The following is a 22331-nucleotide window of genomic DNA, read 5'->3' as shown; positions in this document are numbered from 1 at the left end:
TGAAGGGCTCCTTGAGGGAATCTGATTCCCTCAAGGAGCCCTTCACGGACGTTGAGCCAAGTCAGTCGGTGAGCGACTTCTCCGCGCGCTTGGCCAGTTTGTCGGCGCGCTTGCCCGCCTTCTTCGCCGTGCGCCGGGCCCGCCAGCCCAGCGACGGCTTGCCCGCCGTGTCGCCCGCGGCCAGCAGCAGCCCGCCGGCCAGCGACGCGTTCTTGATGAACTGGATCTGCTGGGCCTGCTTCTCGCCCGGATCGGTCAGCGCCCAGAACCGGTGCGAGGCCAGCGTCGTCGGCACCAGCGACCCGAGCAGCGCCACCGCCGCCAGGCGCGGGGCCTTGCCGCTCGCCAGCGCGAGCCCGGCGCCGATCTTGACCGCCGCGTCGATCCGCACCAGCGTGGCCGGATCGCGCGGGACCTGGTCCGGCACCAGTCCCTCGACCTTGTCGAAGGTCTCGGTGAGGAACGGTTCGGCCGCCTTCGCGTGGCCCTGGGTGTCGCGCAGGGCACCGATGCCGCCGAACACGAAGATCGACGCGAGCAGTGGACGTGCCACCCGGCGCAGTATCACGGTCTCGCCTCTCTGGTCTGGAATCCCTGAAGAAGAACCTACAACCGGGATTGCCCGCCCCGCTCCCCGCCGAACCGAGCTAGCGATACCTAGCCGAATATTGCTCTGATCCTAGATTCCCCTAGACAGCTCTATCGGGCTTTTGGCTTGACCTTGACGCTGCGTCAACCTCTACCGTCGAAGCCGTGGTCAGGACGGAATGGTCGATCCAGGACATCGCCCGGTCCGCGGGCACGACGAGCCGGACCCTGCGGCATTACGACGCCGTCGGGCTCCTGCCGCCGACGCGGATCGGCAGCAACGGCTACCGCTATTACGACGAGAACTCGCTCGTCCGGTTGCAGCGGATCCTGCTGCTGCGCGAACTGGGACTGGGTCTGCCCGCGATCGCCGAGGTGCTCGACGGACAACGCGACGGTGTCGCGGCGCTCGAAACGCACCTGGCGCTGCTGAAGCAAGAGCAGCAGCGGATCGGGCGGCAGATCGATTCCGTGCGGACCACGCTTCGGAAACTGAAGGGAGGTGAACGACTGATGGCAGAGGAAATGTTCGACGGTTTCGACCACACCCAGCACAAGGAAGAGGTCACCCGGCGCTGGGGAGCCGAGGCCTACCGCAAGGGCGACCAGTGGTGGAGTTCGCTGTCGGCGGCCGAGAAGAAGGCCCACCAACAGGAGCAGCTCGACATCGGCACCGCGTTCGGAGCCGCTCGCGACGCTGGTCACGACGCCGGTTCGGTTGAGACGCAGGCTGTCACCGCACGGCTGCACGAGTGGTTGAAGCCCACCGGGATGGAGATCTCGAAGAGTTACTTCGCCGGTCTCGGACACATGTATGTCGCCGACCCGCGGTACGGCGCGTACGACGAGAGGCACGGCCCCGGCACGGCCGAGTACATCCGCGACGCGATGAAGATCTACGCGGAGCGGAACCTGACGGACTAACGCTCCGTCAGAGTGTGCGCTGGGGGTAAGGATGGACGGGGCTGCAGACCCGGCCATCTTTCTAAGCGACACGCCTCCGCCTTCCTCCCCTCCGCCGCCCTCAACGGAGTGGCTGCGCCACGCTGTGCTATCTCGGTATATGCGCGAATATCGGGCTAGCTCTAGATACCTCGATACGGTGACAGAGTGGACCCCATCCGCAATCCCTTCGCGCCCGGCGCCGGGCAGCGGCCGCCGGAGCTGGCAGGCCGGGAAAGGGAGCTGAAGGCGTTCGAGGTCGTGCTCGAACGCGTCGCTCGCGGACGCCCCGAACGCAGTCTCGTGCTGACCGGCCTGCGCGGGGTCGGCAAGACGGTGCTGCTGGGGGAGTTGCGGTCGATGGCCGTCCGGCACCGGTGGGGTGCGGGCAAGATCGAAGCGCGGCCCGACGCGGAGCTGCGGCGTCCGCTGTCGGCGGCCCTGCATCGGGCGATCCGCGACCTCGCCGTGCGGCATCGCGCGCCGGACCGGGTCGAGGAAGTGCTCGGGGTGCTGAAGGCGTTCGCGCTCAAGGCGAACAAGCCGGACGCGAAGCTGCGCGACCGCTGGCAGCCCGGCATCGACGTGCCCGCCGCGCAGGGCCGGGCGGATTCCGGCGACATCGAGATCGACCTGGTCGAGCTGTTCACCGATGTCGCCGAGCTGGCCGCGGACGTCGGCACCGGCGTCGCGCTGCTGATCGACGAGATCCAAGACCTGCAGCCGGACGACGTTTCGGCGCTGTGCGCGGCTTGCCATGAGCTGTCGCAGTCTGGCGCGCCGCTGGTCGTGGTCGGAGCGGGGCTGCCGCATGTGCCGGCGGTGCTGTCGGCTTCGAAGTCGTACTCCGAGCGGCTCTTCCGTTACTCGCGCATCGACCGGCTCAGCCGCGAGGACGCCGACTACGCGGTGATGGCCCCGATAGAACGCGAGGACGCCGGGATCGAACCGGAGGCGCTCGACGCGCTGTTCGACGCGTCCGGCGGTTATCCGTATTTCATCCAGGCCTACGGCAAGGCCGCCTGGGACGCCGCGCCCGCGGACCCGATCACGGTCAAGGACGTGCAGGTCGCCGCGCCTGAGGCGGAGTCCGAGCTGGCGGTCGGGTTCTTCGGGTCACGCTACGAACGAGCGACGCCGGCCGAACGCGAGTACCTGCTCGCGATGGCCGAGCTGACCCAAGGCCGCGACGAGGCCGCCGGCACCGCCGATGTGGCCGTCTACCTGGGGCGCAAGCCCTCGTCGCTGTCGCCGGCACGCGACAGTCTGATGAAGAAAGGCCTGGTCTACTCCGCCGAACGCGGGCAGATCGCCTTCACCGTGCCGCACTTCGGGCACTACCTGCTCGGCCGCGACTGAGCGAATCTTCCCCTCGCTACCGGTCTATGCGGCTGCCTAGCCGTTTCTAGAATTTTTGCTAGATAGCCGTAGAGGGCGTTAGCGCGTTAGCGGCTTGTGACTGCCGACACGAGATCTGTCCGGTGATCTTCAGGAGACTGCCGATGATTCTTCGGCAAGTGCCCCATGTCACCGTAGATTCGTTGGCTTCCTTGTGAAAAAAGGTGCATACTAGAGACACAGCCACCGAAGACCTCTGAAGGGGATGCAAGAGACCATGAGCAACATCGCCGCCAAGCTCCGTGCCCGTCGCGCCGAGGCTCGCACTCGCCGGGCGCTGAACCGGGCGATCGACACCGCGGCCACCTCGACGGTCCGGCAGGAGCTCATCGCGCTCGCCCAGGCGCGTCAGCCGTTCATGCGCTGACCTGCACAACCAACCTGTTGGTGGGTCACTCACGCGAGTGATCTAGACCACAGCGAATCCTGGGTGTAACGCCGCGGAGAGCCGCGTCGATACCCACTACGACCCCGTGATGCTGGCGGACCCCCGACCTGGCAGCATCACGGGGTTTCCATATGTCTGGACCATTTTCGCTCCGGCTCCACCACCGGGGGAATTCCCTTGCCCCGAGCGGGCGACGGGGAGATGCTTGACTTAGTCAACGATCGAGTCAAGGTGGTCCCCGTGCCGGATTCCGTCCTCGCCGAACGCGTCGCCACGGTTCGCGCTTTCAACCGGCTCTACACCGGCGTGATCGGTGTCCTCGACGAGGGACCGGCCGACGCCGAATACTCGCTGAGCGAAGCGCGGGTGCTGTTCGAACTCGCCCAACAGGACCAGCTGCAGGTCAGTGATCTGCGCAAACGGCTCGCCCTGGACGGCGGCTACGCGAGCAGGCTGCTCGGCAGGCTGGAAACCCGCGGCCTCGTCACCCGCGAACGCTGCGCGGACGACGCGCGCCGCCAGCTCGTCACGCTCACCGCCGAGGGGCACGCCGCGTTCGCCGACCTCGACCATCGGTCGGCCAGCCAGATCGGCGGCCTCCTCGACCAGTTCGCGGACGCCGACCAGCGCCGCCTGCTCGGCGCGATGGGGACCATCACCGCACTCGTCGGCGAGCAGTCACCGGAACCGGCGGTCACCGTGCGCGCGCCACGACCAGGCGACCTCGGCTGGGTGGTGCATCGGCACGGCGCGCTGTACGCCGAGGAGTACGGCCTCAACGAACGCTTCGAAGCCATGGTCGCGCGCGTGGTCGCCGATTTCGCCGAACACCGCGAAGACCCGCGCCAAGCCGGCTGGATCGCCGAACTCGACGGCGAACGGGTCGGCAGTATTTTCTGCACCCCCGGCGACGAGGAAGGCACCGCGAAACTCCGGCTGCTCCTGCTGGAACCGGCCGCGCGCGGACACGGCGTCGGCAAACGGCTGGTGCGCGAATGTGTCGAATTCGCCGCCGCGCAGGGGTATCGGGCGATGGAGCTGTGGACGCTGTCGCTGCTCGCCGCCGCGCGCGGGATCTACCGCGGTGCCGGATTCGAACTCGTCGGCAAAGAGGAGACAGACGCGTTCGGCCCCCTCGTGACCGGCGAAACCTGGCGGCGGGAGTTATAGATGTTCGTCTTGTACTGCCCGGTGTGCGATCGCCGGACGCTGCTGGGCGTCGACGAGGTCGACTGGGTCGAGAACCTGACGCGCGGCGTGATCTCGGTGTCCGGCCACTGCCCGCTGGGCCACGCAGCGGTCATCCTGACCGGCGACGCGTTCACCCCGCACGCGGACCCGAGGTATTTCGGGCCCGCGCCGCGAGTGTGGACGAAACCGGTGCACCGCCTGCGCGGCTGGCTGCGCACCCGGTTCGAGATGAGCCGCGACCTGCCCGGCCCGTTCTATCGTTTCTGACGCCCCATCAAGTAAAACTCCGGATTCGGCTTGAGCGCGGTCAGATGCGCGAGCCGGTTGGACATAGCGAACAGCGCGGTGATCGCGCCGACGTCCCAGATCTCGTCCTCGGTCAGCCCGGCCTCGCGCGCCATCGCCAGGTCGCCCTCGCCGAACAACGCGGAATCGCGGGACAACGCCAGCGCGAGATCGACGATCGCCCGGCCGCGCTCGTCGAGTTCGACCTGCCACGGGTTGGTCGCGACCTGGTCGGACAGTTCGGGGTCCTTCGCGCGGATCCGCAGGATCGCTCCGTGCGCGACGATGCAGTAGGTGCAGTGGTTCGCGCCGGAGGTGGCTACGACGACCAGTTCGCGTTCGGCTTTGGTGAGTCCGCCTTCGCGTTCCATGAGCGCGTCGTGGTAGTCGAGAAAGGCCCTCAGCTCGGCGGGGCGGTGGCCCAGCGCGCGGAAGATGTTCGGCGTGAAGCCGGATTTCTCCGCGATGGCGCCGACGCGCTCGCGGAGATCGTCGGGAAGGTCTTCGAGTTCCGTCACGGGGAACCGGCTCACGGGGTTGGTCATGCCGCCCACGCTAACCCGCGAGGTTTGCGTACGGGAGGGGGTCGGATGGGCCAAGGTGGCGGGGTGAAGGAACGACTGGCGCTGAAGCCGATACCGCGGTGGGTGATCTTGGCTGGGCTTCCGGCGATGGTGGCGCTTGCCGCGGTGGCGGTGTGGGTGCTGCTCGCGTTCGCGCCGGATTCGGCCCAGCTGGACGCGATCCGCACCGGTGGGACGCTCGGGGTCGGGCTGGGCGGTGCGGTGGCGTTGTGGCTGGCGGTGCGACGGCAGCGGTCGACCGAATTGGATTTGCTGCAGAAGCACGAAGCACATCGCCTTGCGGAGCAGGTCGCCGCGGACACTCGGGAGCATCAGCTTCGGACGGCCGCGGATGCTCGGGAGGACGCGCTCGCGCGGCGGGTGACTGAGCAGTATGGGAAGGCCGTTGACCAGCTTGGGTCGGAGCGCGCGCCCGTGCGGCTGGGTGGGTTGTACGCGCTGGAGCGGCTTGGGCAGGACCATGCGGACAGCCCGTTGCGGCAGATGATCGCCGACGTGTTGTGCGCGTATCTCCGGATGCCGTCGGAGGACACGGCGGAAGAGGCGCAGGTCCGGCGGACCGCGCAGAAGATCATCGCGAACCATTCCCGCCCGGCCAACGAGCGGCATTGGCCGGGGCTGCACCTCGATTTCTCCGGGGCGAACCTCGACCAGGCCGATTTCGGCCAATGCCGGTTCGACAACATCCTCTTCACCGGAACCGCTTTCACCGGCATCGCCAACTTCGCGGGCACGGTGTTCAGCGTCCGCGCCGGATTCATCGGAGCGAGTTTCCACGGGACCGCGGACTTCGAGAACGCGAGATTCCCCGCGGAGGCGGACTTCCGCGGCGCGGACTTCGCCGCCACCGCGGAATTTTCGAGCGCCCGCTTCGCCGACGCACACTTCGACATGGCGACTTTCGCCGACGCACATTTCCGCGACGCGAAGTTCCGCGGCAGAACTTCCTTCGACGGCTCGGTCTTCGCCGAACACGCCGCGTTCCAGCAAGCCAGGTTCGACGGGCACACCTCGTTCGACCACGCGAAGTTCCGCCACGATGTCTCCCTGCACCGGTCCCGTTTCGCCGACAGCACGTCCTTCGCGGACGTGTCCTTCCAGCGCTATGCGGGTCTGCGTTCGATCCGTTTCGACGGCCCGGTGAGATTCCGCAAGGTCCGATTCGGCGGAGACTTCGATTTCGGCGAGTCGGAGTTCGCCGGGGCAGCCGAACTCGGGCATGCCCTGGTGTGGCTGGACCGCGAGGGGGCGGTGCTGCACAACTGCCCGGAAGGCTGGACGCTCGGCGATCCCGAGGACGGCTGGGCGCCGCTGACCCGGACCGACTGACCCCCGGATGTGGCCCGTTCACCCGGAAGGGTTTGCTTACCCGGTGAACTGGACCGCGTACGTGGACGGTTACTGCGAGCGCACCGCGCCCGGACTCTGGGGCGAACCGCTCAACGACTTGGCCAACCTGGCCTTTCTCGTCGCCGCCGGGATGGTCTGGTGGTATGCCAACGGGCAGCGAACCGGGCGGCTGCTCGCTGTCCTGATCGGGTTGATCTTCGTTGCCAGCAGCGTGTTTCACCTGGTCGCGACGCGATGGGCGGCGGTCGCCGACTCCACCGCCATCCTGCTCTTCGTGCTGTTCTACGCCGCGCTCTTCCCGCGGGTCTTCTTTCGGGTGAAAGCGAAGTGGGCCTGGCTCGGCGCGGCCGCGTTCCTGGCACTCACCGTCGTGTCCGGGGCGCTCGGCGGCGGGCTCTACGTGCCCGCGCTCGTCGGGCTCGCGGGATTCGCCGTCGCGCTGGGGGTCACACGCGACTCGTACTGGCTGGACTTCGCCATGGCTGCCGCGGTGTTCGCGTTGTCCTTGGCGTTCCGCGGCATTGACGACGTGGTCTGCGGGGATTTCCCGGCCGGCACGCATTTCCTGTGGCACGTGCTGAACTCGGTCGTGCTGTACCTCGTCGCGAAGGCGATGATCGGCAAATTGCGAGAGGCCCCCTCGCCGGACGACGGCGAGGGGGCCTCTGTCTAAAAAGGACTCAGTGCGCGCCGATCGGGCGCAGGTCCTTGTCGTGTTCGTCGGCGTGGTAGTCCTCGGGCGCGGTTTCGTCGTTGCCCGGGCTCCACTTCAGCGCCCGTGCGATGACCGAAACCACCGCGGCCACCACGATGTTCGCGACCAGGGCCACGAAACCGGGGTAGATCTGCACCACCGCGAGACCGGTGCCGCTGAACGGGTGCCAGCCGAAGATCGACAGGTTGCCCATCGCCAGCGCGGAACCGCCGAAGTGGAGTTTTCCGTTGGCCGGGTTGGGGATTCCGTACAGCATGATCAGGCCCCAGCCCATGCCGACGATCCAGCCCGCGATGAGACCCGCCTTGTGGAACCAGCGCGTGTACAGGGCGATGGCGACCGCGGGCAGGGTCTGCAGGATCAGCACGCCGCCGATGAGCTGCAGGTCGATCGAGAACTGCGGGTCGATCAGGATGATCACCAGCACCGCACCCAGCTTGACCACCAGCGACGCCAGTTTGGCCTGCTTCGCCTCCTGCTGCGGCGTCGCGTCCTTGCGGAGGTACTCCTTGTAGATGTTGCGCGTCCACAGGTTCGCCGCGGCGATCGACATGATCGCGGCCGGCACCAGCGCGCCGATGCCGATCGCGGCGAAGGCGATGCCCGCGAACCAGTTCGTGAACTGCGAGTCGAACAGCAGCGGGACGATCGTGTTGCCGTCCGGCTTTCCGGTGGCCGCGTTCGTCAGCGGCTTGACGCCCGCCGAGATCGCGACGTAGCCCAGCAGCGCCAGCAGGCCCAGCACGAACGAGTAAGCCGGCAGCGCCACCATGTTCCGCTTGATCACGTTGCGGCCGCGCGAGGCGAGCACGCTCGTGAGCGAGTGCGGGTACAGGAACAGCGCCAGCGCCGAACCGAGCGCCAGCGTCGCGTACTGCAGCTGGTTGCTCGAGGTCAGCAGGATCGAACCGGACGGCTTGCCCGTCTTCGGGTTCGGCTTGGCGAGCGTTTCCTTGGCGGTGTTGAAGATGTGGTCCCAGCCGCCGAGCTTCGAGGGCAGGTAGATGATCGCCACGATGATCACGATGTAGATCAGGATGTCCTTGACGAACGCGATCAGCGCGGGCGCGCGCAGGCCCGACTGATACGTGTAAAGCGCCAGGATCACGAACGCGATCAGCAGCGGCAGGTGCCCGACGATGCCGGAACCGTTGATGCCCATCGTGCGCAGCACGGCTTCGAGGCCGACCAGCTGCAACGCGATGTACGGCATGGTCGCGACGATGCCGGTGATCGCGATCAGCAACGCCAGCGTCGGCGAACCGAAGCGGCCGCGGACGAAGTCGGCTGGGGTCACGTAGCCGCGCGAACGGCTGACCGACCACATGCGCAGCGCGGGCAGCAGCACGATCGGGTAGACGACGATCGTGTAAGGCAGCGCGTACAGGCCGAGCGCGCCGGCGCTGAACACGAGCGCGGGCACGGCGACGAAGGTGTAGGCCGTGTAGAGGTCGCCGCCGAGCAGGAACCAGGTGATCCACGAACCGAACTTGCGGCCGCCGAGGCCCCATTCGTCGAGGTGGTCGAGGCTGCCGCCGGCTTTCCAGCGCGAGGCGACGAAGCCGAGCACGGTGACGACGACGAACAGGAACGCGAAGACGATCAGTTCGACCCACTGAATGTTGTTCATCGGGCGTCCCCCTCGTCCAAGTCGTCAACGCTCAGCTCGTCCTGGCCCTGGTTGCGCGGCTTGTCCTTGGTCGCCAGGTAGACGATGCCGGTGCACAGCACGCCCAGCACGACGAACGCCAGCTGGAACCAGTAGAAGAACGGAAGGCCGAACAGCCGCGGCCCGTCGAAGTTGAACAGCGGCGTGACCAGGATCAGCAACGGGATCAGCAACAGCAGGTTCCAGGCACTGAACTGGAACCCGCGCACCCGACCGCCCGGTTTGGCAGTGGACATCGAACCTCACCTAACACTCACGTGACACGCGACCGCCTGACCCTAGACCGCGCTCATCCCGCCGTCATACGACTTCGATATCGATTCGATCAGCACTGCGAACACGTTCCAGGGTGTGGACAACCTCGGGGACAACCCGCTCCCGCGCGGCCTCAGCGGCCGGTTCGCTACCCCTATCGGCGGGACCGGACCGCCCCGAATGCCCCAAGGACTTGTGCCGACCGGCGGTTGTCCACGGGGTTCGACAGCTTGTGCACAGAGTTATCCACAGGCAGTGGACAACTCTGTGGCTAAACTGAACGGCATGGTCCGCGTGCCCCTCACCGACGAAGAACGCTCCCGCGGCGAGCGGCTCGGCCTGGTGCTGCGCGCCGCCCGGGCCAGCCGCAGCATGGTCGACGTGGCCGCCGAAGCGGGCATTTCGGTCGAAACCCTGCGCAAAATCGAGACCGGCCGGATTCCGACGCCCGCGTTCTTCACCGTCGCCGCGATCGCCGACGCGGTGGACATGCCACTGGACCGGCTGCGCGTCGCGTGCGACGGCGATCCGGCGGCGTTTTCGCAGGCCAGTTGAGGTTTCGCGGCTTCCCGGGTTGATCGGGCAGCCGCGCTGGGCGGACGGGCAGAACAGCTGAGTCCGGCCGCGCGGGGCAGGATGGGCGAGCTGAACGGGCAAGCGCCGGACGTCTGTGGACAACTGTGGACAGCTCACGACTCGACGTGCGACCGCGATCTGGACTAACGCGGCCACCTCGGCAAGCGGCAACTGTGGACAACTCAAGGCTCGCCGCGAAGCGCAAACGCCGCCCCGACCAACGCCGCCACCTCCGGGGAACGAGCTAGTGGACGGCGTCAGTGCACAACTGGGGACAACTCACGCCCCGACGCGAAGCGCGACCGCGGACCGGACGAAAGCAGCCACCTCCGGCGAGCGGCTGGTGGACGGCCAGGCGAGCAGCGTCGTGACCTCCGGCGCGTCGATGACCGGGACCGCGACGTGTTCGGGCCACTGCCAGGCTCGGCTCGACGCCGGGATCACCAGCAGCGTCCGGCCGAGCGCGACGAGCTGGGCCAGTTTCGACTGGGTGCGTGCCTCCGGACCCGGGCCATCCGGGTAGCTGCCGTCGAGGCGGGGCCAGCGGGCGATCGGCAGGTCCGGCACGTCGCTGACCTCGGCCAGCGTGAGCGTTTCCCGGGCGGCGAGCGGATGGGTCGCCGGGAGGATCGCGACCTGGCCCTCCACCTGCAGCGCCTCGGTGTCGAATCCGGCGAGGTCGTCGTAGGGGTGGTGCACGATCGCGACGTCGGCGGAACCGTCGCGGAGCAGTCCGGCCTGTTCGCCGACTTCGCACAGCAGAATCTCGACCGGTGGCGCGTCCGGGGCGTCCAGCAGCCGTTGCAGGAGTTCGTGCGACGCCCCGGCTTTGGTCGCCAGGATCAGCTGCGGGTCCCCGGCTCGGCGCGTGCGACGCGCGGCGGCTGCCACTGCAGCGAGGGCCAGCCGGGATTCGCGGAGCAGCACCCGGCCGGCCTCAGTCAGCGCGACGCCGCGGCGGTTTCGGTCGAGGAGTTGGACGCCGAGCCGCCGTTCCAGCTGGGCGATCGCGCGGGACAGCGGCGGCTGGGCGATCCCGAGGCGCTCAGCAGCGCGGCCGAAGTGCAGTTCATCCGCGACCGCGGCGAAGTAGCGAAGCTCGCGGGTCTCCAGGTCGTCCACAAAACCAGCGTAATACCCGGTGGGTATCACAACGGACCTCATTGATCTTGGACGACGCGTCGACCGGCACCGATCATGGGCGGAGTGAACGACACGAAGACCGCGCTGGTCACCGGCGCGAACAAGGGAATCGGCCTCGCCATCGCGCACGGCCTCGGCTCGATCGGCTTCACGGTTGCCGTGGGTGCGCGGGACGAAACCAACCGCGAGAAGGCCGTCGAGGAACTGCGCGGCGCGGGCATCGACGCGTTCGGCGTCGCGCTCGACGTCACCTCCGAACACAGCGTCGCCGCCGCGGCCAAGACCCTCGAACGGCTCGACGTTCTGGTCAACAACGCAGGCATCAGCGGCCAGCTCGACGGCGGTGCCCAGGATCCGACGACGCTCGACCTCGACGTCGTCCGCACCGTCCTCGACACGAACGTCTTCGGCGTCGTCCGGGTCACGAACGCGATGCTGCCGCTGCTGCGCCGCGCCAATTCGCCGCGCATCGTCAACATGTCCAGCAACATGGGCTCGCTGGAGCTGCGAACGGGCCCGGTTCTCGCCGCTTACGCCCCGTCGAAGTCGATGCTCAACAGCCTCACCGTGCAATACGCCCGCACGCTCGCCGACACGAACGTCATCGTCAACGCCGCATGTCCCGGTTACGTAGCAACGGATTTCAATGGTTACGCCGGGACGCGCACGCCCGAGCAGGGCGCGGCGATCGCGGTCAAGCTCGCGACCCTCCCGGACGACGGGCCGCGCGGCGGGTTCTTCGACGACGCCGGGGTCGTCCCCTGGTGACGCCTCAGCCGCGCAGGTCGGCGAGCACCCGTTCCCGGTCGTTGAGGTAGCGGCAGTCGCGGACGGGCAGCTCGAAGGAGTTCAGCAGCTTCTCGAAATCCGCGTACTCGTCCGGATTGAGCTGGATGCCGGTGACCTCGAAGTGCGCGGCCATGGTGTCGGCCAGTTCCTCCCATTCGCCGGACCACTGCAGGTCGCGGTAGTGCTCGAGGTCTTCCGCCGGCATCCGGTCGGCGAGCAGCCGCAGGACGCTGTCGACGAAGTAGCTGATCCGGTTGCCCGACCGGTCGTCGACGGTCGGGTTCGCCGGGTCCCGCGCGGCGTCCGGGTTCCGGACCACGCCGGGGCCCGGCAGCGGGAAGCTGGTGTGCACGAGACCGTCGCCGTTGACCAGGACGACCACGCGCACGCCGTACCGTTCGCCGACGCAGCGCCAGCGGCCGTTGTACTGCTGCCGCCGCGGCTCGCCCGGGTCGTTGGCGACGTCCTTGACCACCGCGATGATCTGCTCGTCGGTCCATCCGGGCGGAAATTCGCAGGTCGCCCTGCGGCCGATGCCGGAAGCGTGTCCACCGCCCACGTTCGGCTCCTCTCGTCGGCACGGAGCCTAACCCGGGAGCGCCCGTTCAGCCGACTTGTGCCAGCACGAAGATGCCGATCGCCAGCACGTCCGGACCGCGGAACAGTTGCCGCATAAGGTTTGCCGGCATCGGGCCGGCGGGGGTGTCGACGAAACCCGCGCTGCTGTAGTCGACCGGCTGGCGCGTGACGGTGCGCAACACCGAAAGCACCGCCAGGGCGACAGTCACCCACGAGAGCGCTGAAAACGTGGTGCCCAAAGCCAAAAGTGCCACAGAGAGCAGAGCCGACCAGACCAGGCCGACCACGACCAGGGCGGTTCCGTGCGCGATCACCAGCTCCCGCGACGACGAGCCCAGCCACCTCCGGCGACCCGGATTCCGCCACAGCACGCCAAGACCGGCCCCGAACGGAGTAAGCGCGACGTACGCGCCGATCCCGACGAGCACCGGTCCCGGCAGAGTGGGAACAGCGACATGTCCGACGGCTACCGCGAAAGCCACTAACAGAACCGCGCCCGCGTACCGGGAGCGGCCGACGATCCCGGCCCACGCGAGCCGGAACGCGGTGGGCGGGCGCAGCGACCACGAGCCCGCGGGCGCGGACTCCGGCAGCATCATCATCGGGTCGAGGAACGTCACCGCCATCGCGCGCAGGACCCTGGCATTCCAGCCGTCGAGCAACACCGCGCGCCCGGCGCCGCTGACTGCTTCGCCGCCGAAAGCCAGCAGCAGACCGCATAACGCGAGCGCTGCGCCGACGTACTGCACTGCCGTCGCGTCGAGACGAACGGCGGCGATGACCACGCCAGCCACTGCGAGGAGCAGCGGTCCGGCGGCTTCGAAAAGGAACGCGGTGCGACGCGCGGTGGTGAAGGCGAGAATCGTGCCGCCGGCGACGAGCGCTGCCGCGGCGCGCCACCAGTCGATCGAACTGCCGCCGACCGCCAGCATCAGCGCGGCGAGATATCCGATCACCACCACGAATCCGGTCAGCACGCTGGCCAACCGGGTCGCGACGACGCGGCGGCGGCCCACCTGGGCGAAGTCCATCCAGGTCAGCTCGGCCGGTTCGGCCCAGACGAAACCGCGCCGCAGCAAGCTCCGCCAGCCCACCGCGGCGCACAACGCGACCAAGCCGAGCACCGCCGAATAGTCCACTGCGGACGGTCCAAAGAGGACTCGATGCCACGCGTCGGTGCGGAAGAACGCGGTGAACAGGAAACCGACGCCGAACATCAGCACGAACGTGGGGCTGTCGCCGCTGAAGATGCCGCCGAACCGCTTGCGGCCGGGCACGCGCAACCGGGTCACCACAGTTCGAGCACGCTGTCTGCCGTGTCCAGCAACGGTTGATGGTGCGTGGCAACGACAACTGCCGCACCAGCCGCGGTGGAGCGGCCGATCAGCTTGACCAGCCATTCCTTGCCCGCGGTGTCGAGCGCGCGTTCGGGTTCGTCCAGCAACAACACTCGATGCGGCCTCGCGGTGACGCCAAGCAGCAGCAACCGGCGACGCTGTCCGGCCGAGAAATGTCCTGCGGTGACCCGGGCGCGTTCAGCGAGACCTGCGTCCTCGAGCAGTTCTTCGAAATCGCCGAGATCCTCGCCGAACGAACCGGAGAGCAGCTCCAGGTGCTGCGTCGGGGTGAGTTCGGCGAAGAAGTCGGAATCGTCGAAGAGCACGGAAACCTTGCGACGAAAGGAAACGCTGCGTTCGTCCGGCTTCGCGCCGTCGATCAGGACCCGGCCTCGCTGCGGTTGCTGCATGCCGTACAGACACCGCATCAACGTGGATTTGCCGACACCGTTAGGCCCGACCAGCACCGCGCATTCGCCAGGATCGACGGAGAAATCGAGATCTTCCAGCAACCACAGGTCACCGGCTTTCACGCCGAGCCCGCGCGCGTCGACTATCGGCGACACAGTAGATCCACCACCGGGGCCAGCACTTCGAGGTTGGGTTCCAGGACCGTGAAATAGCTGAAGCCGAACCGGGCTCGGTGCGCGACCAGCTGGTCAGTGATTTCCTCAACCGTCCCGACCAGCACCGTGGGGACCTCGGCCAATTCGTCGAGCGTCAGGGTGTCACTAAGGCGAGCGTGGATTTCCCGCAATGCGCCTTCACGGTCGTCAGTGATCTGGACGAATTGCACGAGCAGGTTGAATTCCGCTTCACGGCCAGCCAGCCGCTCGGTGACAAACCGCGTGCGTTCTTCCACCGCGTCCGCCGTCGCCAGCATCGGCGGCGCACCATCGCGCACCTTTGCCGTGCCACTGAAGGCAATCGTCGCCGCGTGCTCGGCGGCGAGCGAAAGCAGCCGGTCTCCGCGACCGCCGATCATCAACGGGGGACCACCGGATTGCACGGGTCGCGGCGCGTATTCCGGATCCGCGTACAGCCGCTGGAGTTCCTTGATCACGAGTTCGAGATGATCGACCCGCGCGCCCGCGCCCGGAAACGGCATTCCGGCCGCTTCGAACTCCTCTTTCACATATCCGGCGCCGAGGCCGAGTTCGAGCCGCCCGGACACGAATTGGTCCGTGCCCGCGACGTCCCGCGCGAGCAGCGCCGGGTTGTAGAACGGCGCGTTGAGCACGAAAGTGTTGAGCCGCACCCGTTCGGTGACCGCACCGGCCAGCACGAGCGCGGGAAACGGCGGCGCGATGCCGAGATGGTCGGCCACGCTCAGCACGTCGTAGCCGAGTTCCTCGACCCGGCGGCACTTCGCGATCCACTCGTCGCGCGAGCCCGGCCGCACCATGTTCACGCCGAACCGGAAAGTCTTCTCCCCATCAGAGACCATGCGGCCACGCTACCGTTTCCCGCGCATGAAGAAGGGGACGTCCGCCGCCCGGTGCGAACGTCCCCTCCTTCAAGCAGTCAAGCCACCGCGTCAGCCGAGGCGCTGGGCCAGCGCGTCGAGCTCGTCGCGCAGCGAGGACGGCACCTCGCCGATCTTCGCGAACCACTCCTCGATGAGCGGCAGCTCCTCGCGCCACTCCTCGTTGCGCACCTCAAGCGCGGCCTGGATGTCCTCGACCGGCTCGGACAGGCCCTCGAGGTCGAGGTCCTCGGCGTTCGGCACGAAGCCGACCGGGGTCTCGACCGCGTTGCCTTTGCCCTCGACGCGCTCGAGCACCCACTTGAGCACACGCGAGTTCTCGCTGAAGCCCGGCCACAGGAAACGGCCGTCGTCGCCGCGGCGGAACCAGTTGACGTAGAAGATCTTCGGCAGCTTGTTCGCGTCGGCGTTCTTGCCGAGGTTCAGCCAGTGGTTGAAGTAGTCGCCGGCGTGGTAGCCGAGGAACGGCAGCATCGCCATCGGGTCGCGGCGCACGTTGCCGACCGCGCCGACCGCCGCGGCGGTGGTCTCCGACGACATGGTCGCGCCCATGAACACACCGTGCTGCCAGTCGCGCGCCTGGTTCACCAGCGGCACCGTCGTCTTGCGGCGGCCGCCGAACAGGATCGCCGAGATCGGCACGCCCTGGGGGTCGTCCCACTCCGGCGCGAGGATCGGGCACTGCGACATCGGCACGCAGTAGCGCGAGTTCGGGTGGGCGGCCTTCTCCTCGGAGTCGGGCGTCCAGTCCTGGTGCTTCCACGAGGTGGCGTGCGCGGGCTTGTTCTCCATGCCCTCCCACCACACGTCGCCGTCGTCGGTGAGCGCCACGTTCGTGAAGACCGTGTTGCCCTTCTCGATCGTGCGCATGGCGTTCGGGTTCGTGTGGTTGTCGGTGCCCGGCGCGACGCCGAAGAAGCCGAACTCCGGGTTCACCGCGTACAGCCGGCCGTCCTCGCCGAAACGCATCCACGCGATGTCGTCGCCGAGGGTCTCCGCGCGCCAGCCCGGGATGGTCGGCTGCAGCATGGCGAGGTTGGTCTTGCCGCAGGCGCTCGGGAACGCCGCCGCGACGTAGTGGACCTTGTCCTCGGGCGAGATCAGCTTGAGGATCAGCATGTGCTCGGCGAGCCAGCCCTCGTCACGGGCGATGACCGAGCCGATGCGCAGCGAGTAGCACTTCTTGCCCAGCAACGAGTTGCCGCCGTAGCCAGAGCCGTAGCTCCAGATCAGCCGCTCCTCCGGGAAGTGCGAGATGTACTTGGTCTCGTTGCACGGCCAGGCGACGTCCTTCTCGCCAGCGGCCAGCGGCTTGCCGACCGAGTGCAGCGCGGGCACGAACTCGGCCTCGGTGCCGTCGGGCTTGACGAACTTGTCCAGCGCGGCCTTGCCGGCGCGGGTCATCACGCGCATCGACGCGACGACGTAGGCGAAGTCGGTGATTTCGATGCCCAGCTTGGGGTTTTCGTCGCCGAGCGGGCCCATGCAGAACGGGATGACGTACATCGTGCGGCCGGCCATGCAGCCGCGGTACAGCTCCGTCATGGTGGCCTTCATCTCGGCCGGGGCCACCCAGTTGTTCGTCGGGCCCGCGTCCTTCTCTTCCTTCGAACAGATGAAGGTCCGGTTCTCGACCCGCGCGACGTCGTCGGGGTCCGAGGTGGCCCAGTAGGAGTTCGGCTTCGCGTCCAGCTTCACGAAGGTGCCGGCGTCGACCAGCTCCTGGTTGATCCGGGCGGCTTCCTCGTCAGACCCGTCGACCCACACCACGCGGTCCGGGGTGGTCAGCTCGGCGACCTCCCGGACCCAGGACAGCACGCCACTGTGCGTCGTCGGCGCGTTGTCCAGTCCGGGGATGGCGACTGCGGTCATCTCTACTCCTGACTTCCGACGACAAAAGAGCCCACACCGCGAACGACAGTGTTCTTGGTGCGGGCTTCGTTGCCGGCGACCGAATGGCTTCGCACACCGGCGGAAGACCGGTGTGCGGGTTTTGGGATTCCCCGACTGTAGCCGGATGGACGGCAGGTAACCGAGAGCTGACCTGTCGGTTCTCTCACAAGAACGATAAGGGAATCGATTCAGTTTCACCGGAACGGGCCAGCGCCGAAAATCTTTCCGCGTGGCCCGCGTCGCATTCGTGCCGGATGCCGGAGCTGGGCTGATCAGTCCTGATCTTCGTCGGACGCTGCCGGGGTGCCGCCGGGCGCCGGTTCGCCGGACGCGAGCGGACGGCGTGCGGTGTTGGCGTCCCGGAGACAGCGAAACGGGCCCGGCGCGCGGCCGGACCCGTTCGTGTGACGTCAGTTACCGAAGGCTCAGTTGGGGCTGATCCACTGCCCGGTTCCGCTGTCGATCTTCGCGACGCCGCTGAGCAGCTGCGCGCCCTCGCCGCCCCAGGCCGAATCGCTGCCCGGGTCCGCCGCGGCCGCCGAGTCGAGCGCGTGGTTCGCGCCGTCGGTCTCGGTCCACTGGCCCTGGCCGGTGTGCTCGTAGGTGTGGGTGGAACCGTCCGCGCCGACCTGCACCGCGACGTCGGCCTGGCCGTCGCCGTTGGTGTCGGTGAAGGCGATGGTGCCGCCGGACTTGGTCTCGACGACCGCGGTGTCGTTGTGCCCGTCGTGGTCGGTGTCGATGGTGGCGACCCCGGCGTCGACGTTGCCGTCCGGCAGGTCGGCGTGGATGTGCCCGGTGGTCGAGGTGTCCTGCGAGTGCGTGTCGGTGCCGTCGGAGCCGGACTGGCCGTGGCCGGATTCGACCCAGCTGCCGGTCTTCTCGTCGTAAACCGCCTGGTCGACGACGTGCCCGGTCGAGTCGAGCACCGCGTAGTGGTCGGCGACGCCGTCGTGGTCGGTGTCGGCGAACGCCTGCGCGGTGCCGTCGTCGTGCTCGACGACCGCGGTGTCGGCGACCCCGTCGTGGTCGGTGTCGTAGTTGACCTCGGCCTGGTACTCCTGGCCGTCGACGTGGACGGTCAAGGCCTCGTGGCCGGTCGCGTCAGTGCCGCCGCTCTCGTCGACCCACATGGGTTGGTCCCCCTTATTACGCCGGGTCTGCCGCTGGTTTCGCTCGGTATGACTCACGTTAGGCCGGTTCGGTTCCCGTCCACAAGCCGATCACCTGCTCACGGCGGCAAGTTGACCGGGAGGCCGGAGCCGGTGACGAAGACGCACCAGGTCCCGGCTTCTTCGCGGTTGAGATCGAGCCGGGTGTTCGTCGGCGGATGCGCGTCGCGACTGACCTCGACCTCGAAAGACGGCGACGCCACCGCCGGCGAGCAGCACCACCGCGCCCAGGCAGATGCCGACGATCAGCCCGCCCCGGCGGCGCTTCTTCGGCGGCTGCCATCGCGGCGGCGGAGGCCCGCCCCGCTGCGGGGCTGGCGGCGGTGTTCCCCACTTCGGCGGTTGCGGTCCAGGCGGCGGAGATCCAGGTCCGTACGTCACCGGCTGATCATGCCCGATCGCGGACCGTGCGGATGCGGGAAAGCAGGGTTTCGGCCCGGGTGTGGCCGTCGGTCACGTCCTTGAGGCGTTTCGAGACGATCGCGATCTTCTTCGCCCGCTCCTGCGCGCTCATCTTGATCGTCTGGTCCACCTCCTTCAGCTCCGCCTCGATCGCCTCGATGCGGCGGCCCAGCGCCTCGTCAAGGGCGAGCGACAGCTGCTGCTCGGCCTCGATGAGTTGTTCGGCGATCAGCTGATCGAGCGTCGAGCGGGCGTCGGCGATGGCTTCGACCAGCCATTGCTTCAGGTGCTGTTTGTCCGAGGCGTGCTTGCGAGTGCGCGCCATCCACCAGCCCGCGCCGAGGCCGATCACGATTGTCGCGGGGAGCACCACCGGGTTGAGGATCGCGACGCCGGCCAGCGGCAGGGCGGCGATCTTCCCCGCGCCGACACCGCCGGAAATGCCCATGAACACCAGCAGTTTGTCTTCGGCCGTCGGCGGTTTCTTGTCCGGCGGGCGCAGCACGACCGGCGGGCCGCCGGCGCGGGCGAACTGGGCGCGGATCACGTCGAGTTCCTCAGCGGAGAACAGCTCCGACAGCGCGGTGTTCGTGACCTGGTTCAGGCGTTGCGACAGCTGCATCGACACTCGCTGCGACGCGGTCTGCAGCGCGATGTCCACTTCCTGCGGCAACGCGGCCAGCTCGTCGCGCTTGGCCGCGTCGATGCGTTGGCGGAAATGCGCCTGTGCCTCGCGCATTTCCCGACTGCTCTCGTGGCCGACCTCGACCCGCGTGCGCTGGATTTCGCCGCGCAGCCGCAGCTGCCAACCGCGGGTGGAAGTGCGGCGCTGGGACTGGAGATCGTCGCGGCGGGCGCGGAGTTGTTCGGCTTCCGCTTCACCCGCCGACAGTGCCCGGCTTTCCGCTTGCAGCTTCGCCTTGATCCCGGCCAGCGCGCTCGACAGCGAGCGGAGCGTGTTGGCTTCCTTCAACATCATCGACCGGCCGACCAGCAGTTCCTGCAGCGCGACCTGCACCGCGGCGATGCCGGACTTCTCCCGCAGCATGGCGGCGACCTGCTCGTTCGGCGCCTTCGCGGCGGTCTCGAACACGCGCGCCGACACCGGGTGGAACACCGCGTCGGCGAAGCGCGGCGCGTGTTCGGCGAGCAGTTGACGGTCGGCTTCCAGGATCTCGCGCCAGCCGCGGAACGCGTCGGTTTTGGCCAGCACGAAGACAACCGTCTCGACGCGGTCCGCGACCTCGCGCAGAAACTGCAGCTCAGTGGAGGTGAACGGGGCCGACGCGTCGACCACGAAGACCAGCGCGGTCGCTCCGGCGGCGGCCTCCTTGGCCAGCTCGCCGTGCAGCGAATCGAGCCCGCCGACGCCCGGGGTGTCGACCAGGGTCAGCCGTTCCAGCAGCGGGACCGGGCCGGAGACCTCGACGTAACGCGGCGGCAGCTGTCCCGGCGGCAGCTCGTGCGCGGCGGACACCCAGTCGACCAGCTGTGTCAGGTCGAACGGCACCGAAGCCAGCTGACCGGGGTAGCAGGCCTGCGCGCCCCATTGCTGCGCGTGTTCGAAAACGAGGTAGGTCGCGGTGGCCACGTCAGCGTCCACAGGGGACAGTCCCGGAGTCGCGAGCAGGGCGTTGACCAGCGAACTCTTCCCGCGGTTCGTCTCGCCGACGACTACCACGGACGGTTTCTCCGAGCGGGCCTTGCGCTGGTCCTCGACCCATTTGGCGGCCTGCGGATCAGCCTCGCGGACAACGCCGAGCAGCTGTTCGCGAGCGGCCTGGACCTGAGCGGGGAGCGTCGGTGCGGTCACTGCGCCCGCTTCGCGTAGACGGTGACGATCGGCGCGCGCAACAGCCGTTCCTGGTCGGCGAACCCGACGACCTCGGTCTCCGCGACGACGCCTTCCAGCTCCGGATCGTCGGTGGGCACGGCGCCGCCCGCCTCGTGGCGCGCCGGGTCGAACCGTTCGCCTTCGGCGCGCAACGCGGTGACGCCGATGTCGGCGAGGCCGTGTTCGAGCCGTTCCACGACGCCGCTGCTGCGGGCGCGGTCCAGCGCGTACAGGCAAAGCTGGATGAGCGCCTGCCGGTCGGAAAGCGCGCGTTCGAGGTCACCCGGGGCAGCTACGAGGTCCACATCGGGATCCGACGCATCCGCCGCAGCGTCGGTTCCGTCCGCTTCGGCGATGATCCGCGCGATGGCCTCCGCGCTGATCTCGCCGGTCGGCGCTTCGGCCGCGTCGGCTGCTTCCTCGTGGCCGAACCACGCCATCTAGACCCTCCCCTGGCCGTCCCCGTGATTCCACCAGTTTGCGGCGCCTCGGCGCGCGGCGGGGGCGGATCACTCAGACGGGCCGAGAATCCGCGTCAGCAACTGCCGCAGCACCGCCTGCTCGTGCTCGACGTCCAGGTCGGGATCGAGGCTCGCGCGGGACAGCAAGGCGTCGACGAGCGCGACGATCCAGTTTCCCGCGTCAGCCGGGGACAGCATGGGGGAGAGGCGCCCGGTCCCGACGCCGCGTTCGACCAAGCCCGCGAGGCCGACGCGCGTGAGGTCGTCGTTGCTGCGGATCAGCTCGTTGAACTCGGGATCGCGCGCGGCCTGCGCGGCTGCTTCGAGGATCAGCCGCACGACACCGGGCAGGACGATCGCCGACGTCATCCGCGCGACCACGGCGAGCACGCCTTCCCACGGGTCGGCCATTTCCACCGCGGTGGCGAGCAGTTCCTCGTTCTCGGCGGTGTCCGCCTCGAAAATGCCGACGAACACCGCGCGCTTGCTGGGGAAATAGTGGAACAGGCTGCCGGAGCTGATCCCGGCGGCGCGGCAGATGTCCGCGGTGGAGGTCTTTTCGAAGCCATCGCGGGCGAAGCACCCGGCTGCCGCGTCGAGAATCGCGCGCCGTTTCGCCGCGTGCTTCTCGGGGTCGACCGTCCTCACCACTTGGACATCATCGCTCAGGCGGCGGTTCGTCGAACCATGGGCGGCCGTGCGCGGTAAACGCTTCGGCCAGTTGCCGTCGGGAGAGGTCCGTCTTCTCCTTGGCCACTTCCCGGTCGTTTTCGCCGAGCAGTACGAGCTTGCCGTCGTCGAAGAACACCGCGGTGAGGGGAGTGTCGATGCGCCGGCGGCGCTCACGTCGTTCGAGCGTGACGCGCGTGGCGGAAACCGTCACGATCAGCCGGTCCCACGCCCAGAACCAGGCGAACGCCACCCCGAGCAGCAGCCCGACGATGACCGCGCCGATCAGCCGCCACGGCTGCGGGATCTGGTGCAGCAGCCGGAACGGGCCCTGCACCGGGAACCACGGCAGCGACGCGATCCAGTCCGCGAGCGCCTGCCCGCCCCAGCCCAGCAGCGCCCCGCCGACCGGGCACGCCAGCCAGGATCCGCGGCGCAGCCACGCCGGTTCGTCGACCACTGTCTCCATGGTGGGCAATAGTAGACCGCGCGCTCGGTTTATGAATGTCCGGCCTGTTCGACCGCCCCAATGGGGTTGTTTCATCGTGGTTTGTGCTGGTCAGGATGTGTTGACTTGGTCTGATAACGCTCATCCCGGTCCTGAACGGGCCGTATCGCGGACGCT

General features: G+C 68.2%; 25 protein-coding genes. 9 read left to right on the top strand and 16 right to left on the bottom strand.

What is annotated here, in order from left to right; genetic code table 11:
- Nucleotides 1-61 precede the first annotated feature (61 nt).
- Nucleotides 62-568, bottom strand: a complete 507-nt coding sequence (locus ACFXI3_RS10285; RefSeq protein ID WP_344282762.1) for a DoxX family protein — start codon at nt 566-568, stop codon at nt 62-64.
- 185 nt (nt 569-753) lie between these two features.
- Here ACFXI3_RS10285 and ACFXI3_RS10280 point away from each other — a divergent pair, with 185 nt between their 5' ends.
- From ACFXI3_RS10280 to ACFXI3_RS10260, 5 genes are all read left to right on the top strand, one after another.
- The gene (locus ACFXI3_RS10280; protein ID WP_378399314.1) at nt 754-1512 is read left to right on the top strand and encodes a MerR family transcriptional regulator; all 759 of its coding nucleotides are present in this window, start codon (nt 754-756) and stop codon (nt 1510-1512) included.
- A gap of 186 nt (nt 1513-1698) precedes the next feature.
- Nucleotides 1699-2889: an ATP-binding protein gene (locus ACFXI3_RS10275; RefSeq protein ID WP_037809009.1), complete on the top strand. Its 1191-nt coding sequence runs from the start codon at nt 1699-1701 to the stop codon at nt 2887-2889.
- A 256-nt stretch (nt 2890-3145) separates the two neighbouring features.
- Entirely contained in the window at nt 3146-3295 is a 150-nt protein-coding gene (locus ACFXI3_RS10270) for a hypothetical protein (protein ID WP_162836041.1), read from the top strand.
- A gap of 261 nt (nt 3296-3556) precedes the next feature.
- Nucleotides 3557-4486, top strand: coding sequence for a GNAT family N-acetyltransferase (locus tag ACFXI3_RS10265; protein WP_378399313.1), 930 nt, complete (start codon nt 3557-3559; stop codon nt 4484-4486).
- Complete coding sequence (locus tag ACFXI3_RS10260) at nt 4487-4774, top strand: hypothetical protein (RefSeq protein ID WP_116199464.1); 288 nt, start codon at nt 4487-4489, stop codon at nt 4772-4774.
- Here ACFXI3_RS10260 and ACFXI3_RS10255 read toward each other — a convergent pair.
- On the bottom strand, nt 4762-5337 hold the full coding sequence (locus tag ACFXI3_RS10255; protein WP_378399312.1) for a peroxidase-related enzyme: 576 nt from the start codon (nt 5335-5337) through the stop codon (nt 4762-4764). The two genes, ACFXI3_RS10260 and ACFXI3_RS10255, sit on opposite strands and share 13 nt — an antisense overlap.
- A gap of 63 nt (nt 5338-5400) precedes the next feature.
- Between ACFXI3_RS10255 and ACFXI3_RS10250 the strand changes: the two genes are divergently transcribed.
- Together ACFXI3_RS10250 and ACFXI3_RS10245 are read left to right on the top strand one after the other, a co-directional pair.
- On the top strand, nt 5401-6705 hold the full coding sequence (locus tag ACFXI3_RS10250) for a pentapeptide repeat-containing protein (protein WP_378399311.1): 1305 nt from the start codon (nt 5401-5403) through the stop codon (nt 6703-6705).
- 43 nt (nt 6706-6748) lie between these two features.
- On the top strand, nt 6749-7399 hold the full coding sequence (locus ACFXI3_RS10245) for a hypothetical protein (protein WP_378399310.1): 651 nt from the start codon (nt 6749-6751) through the stop codon (nt 7397-7399).
- A gap of 7 nt (nt 7400-7406) precedes the next feature.
- Here the strand turns inward: ACFXI3_RS10245 and mctP are convergent, their stop codons facing one another.
- Together mctP and ACFXI3_RS10235 are read right to left on the bottom strand one after the other, a co-directional pair.
- Complete coding sequence (gene mctP / locus ACFXI3_RS10240) at nt 7407-9071, bottom strand: monocarboxylate uptake permease MctP (RefSeq protein WP_344282739.1); 1665 nt, start codon at nt 9069-9071, stop codon at nt 7407-7409.
- Nucleotides 9068-9346 carry a DUF3311 domain-containing protein gene (locus ACFXI3_RS10235; protein WP_344282736.1) on the bottom strand — a complete coding sequence of 93 codons (279 nt, stop codon included), beginning with the start codon at nt 9344-9346 and terminating at the stop codon, nt 9068-9070. The genes mctP and ACFXI3_RS10235 overlap by 4 nt, the downstream gene beginning before the upstream one ends.
- 304 nt (nt 9347-9650) lie before the next feature.
- Between ACFXI3_RS10235 and ACFXI3_RS10230 the strand changes: the two genes are divergently transcribed.
- The gene (locus tag ACFXI3_RS10230; RefSeq protein WP_354735714.1) at nt 9651-9920 is read left to right on the top strand and encodes a helix-turn-helix transcriptional regulator; all 270 of its coding nucleotides are present in this window, start codon (nt 9651-9653) and stop codon (nt 9918-9920) included.
- A gap of 300 nt (nt 9921-10220) precedes the next feature.
- Here the strand turns inward: ACFXI3_RS10230 and ACFXI3_RS10225 are convergent, their stop codons facing one another.
- Nucleotides 10221-11063 (bottom strand): LysR family transcriptional regulator, encoded by an 843-nt coding sequence (locus ACFXI3_RS10225; RefSeq protein ID WP_378399309.1) that lies wholly within the window; start codon nt 11061-11063, stop codon nt 10221-10223.
- A gap of 75 nt (nt 11064-11138) precedes the next feature.
- Between ACFXI3_RS10225 and ACFXI3_RS10220 the strand changes: the two genes are divergently transcribed.
- Nucleotides 11139-11852 (top strand): SDR family oxidoreductase, encoded by a 714-nt coding sequence (locus ACFXI3_RS10220; RefSeq protein WP_378399308.1) that lies wholly within the window; start codon nt 11139-11141, stop codon nt 11850-11852.
- Between the two features lie 4 nt (nt 11853-11856).
- Here ACFXI3_RS10220 and ACFXI3_RS10215 read toward each other — a convergent pair whose 3' ends face one another.
- The 11 genes from ACFXI3_RS10215 to ACFXI3_RS10165 form a co-directional block, all read right to left on the bottom strand.
- Nucleotides 11857-12432: an EndoU domain-containing protein gene (locus tag ACFXI3_RS10215; RefSeq protein ID WP_344282726.1), complete on the bottom strand. Its 576-nt coding sequence runs from the start codon at nt 12430-12432 to the stop codon at nt 11857-11859.
- A gap of 46 nt (nt 12433-12478) precedes the next feature.
- Nucleotides 12479-13747 carry a hypothetical protein gene (locus ACFXI3_RS10210; RefSeq protein WP_378399307.1) on the bottom strand — a complete coding sequence of 423 codons (1269 nt, stop codon included), beginning with the start codon at nt 13745-13747 and terminating at the stop codon, nt 12479-12481.
- A complete protein-coding gene (locus ACFXI3_RS10205; protein ID WP_344282907.1) occupies nt 13741-14346 on the bottom strand; it encodes an ABC transporter ATP-binding protein in 606 nt (201 codons plus the stop codon). Before ACFXI3_RS10205 ends, ACFXI3_RS10210 begins: the two co-directional genes overlap by 7 nt.
- Nucleotides 14343-15236: a TIGR03621 family F420-dependent LLM class oxidoreductase gene (locus ACFXI3_RS10200; RefSeq protein WP_378399306.1), complete on the bottom strand. Its 894-nt coding sequence runs from the start codon at nt 15234-15236 to the stop codon at nt 14343-14345. The genes ACFXI3_RS10205 and ACFXI3_RS10200 overlap by 4 nt, the downstream gene beginning before the upstream one ends.
- 90 nt (nt 15237-15326) lie before the next feature.
- Nucleotides 15327-17147: a phosphoenolpyruvate carboxykinase (GTP) gene (locus ACFXI3_RS10195; RefSeq protein WP_378399305.1), complete on the bottom strand. Its 1821-nt coding sequence runs from the start codon at nt 17145-17147 to the stop codon at nt 15327-15329.
- Nucleotides 17148-17593: 446 nt separating this feature from the next.
- Entirely contained in the window at nt 17594-18301 is a 708-nt protein-coding gene (locus ACFXI3_RS10190; protein ID WP_378399304.1) for a hypothetical protein, read from the bottom strand.
- 98 nt (nt 18302-18399) lie between these two features.
- Nucleotides 18400-18543: a hypothetical protein gene (locus tag ACFXI3_RS10185; protein ID WP_344282711.1), complete on the bottom strand. Its 144-nt coding sequence runs from the start codon at nt 18541-18543 to the stop codon at nt 18400-18402.
- Between the two features lie 185 nt (nt 18544-18728).
- Nucleotides 18729-20555 carry a dynamin family protein gene (locus tag ACFXI3_RS10180; RefSeq protein WP_378399303.1) on the bottom strand — a complete coding sequence of 609 codons (1827 nt, stop codon included), beginning with the start codon at nt 20553-20555 and terminating at the stop codon, nt 18729-18731.
- Nucleotides 20552-21016 (bottom strand): nucleotide exchange factor GrpE, encoded by a 465-nt coding sequence (gene grpE / locus ACFXI3_RS10175; RefSeq protein ID WP_344282705.1) that lies wholly within the window; start codon nt 21014-21016, stop codon nt 20552-20554. The genes ACFXI3_RS10180 and grpE overlap by 4 nt, the downstream gene beginning before the upstream one ends.
- A gap of 69 nt (nt 21017-21085) precedes the next feature.
- Nucleotides 21086-21688, bottom strand: a complete 603-nt coding sequence (locus ACFXI3_RS10170) for a TetR/AcrR family transcriptional regulator (protein ID WP_378399302.1) — start codon at nt 21686-21688, stop codon at nt 21086-21088.
- 7 nt (nt 21689-21695) lie between these two features.
- Nucleotides 21696-22175 carry a hypothetical protein gene (locus ACFXI3_RS10165; RefSeq protein ID WP_378399301.1) on the bottom strand — a complete coding sequence of 160 codons (480 nt, stop codon included), beginning with the start codon at nt 22173-22175 and terminating at the stop codon, nt 21696-21698.
- Nucleotides 22176-22331 lie beyond the last annotated feature (156 nt).

The organism is Amycolatopsis sp. NPDC059235, from assembly GCF_042754125.1.
Taxonomy (GTDB): domain Bacteria; phylum Actinomycetota; class Actinomycetes; order Mycobacteriales; family Pseudonocardiaceae; genus Amycolatopsis; species Amycolatopsis albidoflava.
This window is presented reverse-complemented; position numbering and strand designations above follow the sequence as displayed.

Coding starts and splice junctions, on each gene's coding strand:
- ACFXI3_RS10270 (WP_162836041.1), top strand. CDS start 3,146: ATGAGCAACATCGCCGCCAAGCTCCGTGCCCGTCGCGCCGAGGCTCGC.
- ACFXI3_RS10260 (WP_116199464.1), top strand. CDS start 4,487: ATGTTCGTCTTGTACTGCCCGGTGTGCGATCGCCGGACGCTGCTGGGC.
- ACFXI3_RS10255 (WP_378399312.1), bottom strand. CDS start 5,337: ATGACCAACCCCGTGAGCCGGTTCCCCGTGACGGAACTCGAAGACCTT.
- mctP (WP_344282739.1), bottom strand. CDS start 9,071: ATGAACAACATTCAGTGGGTCGAACTGATCGTCTTCGCGTTCCTGTTC.
- ACFXI3_RS10235 (WP_344282736.1), bottom strand. CDS start 9,346: ATGTCCACTGCCAAACCGGGCGGTCGGGTGCGCGGGTTCCAGTTCAGT.
- ACFXI3_RS10230 (WP_354735714.1), top strand. CDS start 9,651: ATGGTCCGCGTGCCCCTCACCGACGAAGAACGCTCCCGCGGCGAGCGG.
- ACFXI3_RS10220 (WP_378399308.1), top strand. CDS start 11,139: ATGGGCGGAGTGAACGACACGAAGACCGCGCTGGTCACCGGCGCGAAC.
- ACFXI3_RS10200 (WP_378399306.1), bottom strand. CDS start 15,236: ATGGTCTCTGATGGGGAGAAGACTTTCCGGTTCGGCGTGAACATGGTG.
- ACFXI3_RS10195 (WP_378399305.1), bottom strand. CDS start 17,147: ATGACCGCAGTCGCCATCCCCGGACTGGACAACGCGCCGACGACGCAC.
- ACFXI3_RS10190 (WP_378399304.1), bottom strand. CDS start 18,301: ATGTGGGTCGACGAGAGCGGCGGCACTGACGCGACCGGCCACGAGGCC.
- grpE (WP_344282705.1), bottom strand. CDS start 21,016: ATGGCGTGGTTCGGCCACGAGGAAGCAGCCGACGCGGCCGAAGCGCCG.
- ACFXI3_RS10165 (WP_378399301.1), bottom strand. CDS start 22,175: ATGGAGACAGTGGTCGACGAACCGGCGTGGCTGCGCCGCGGATCCTGG.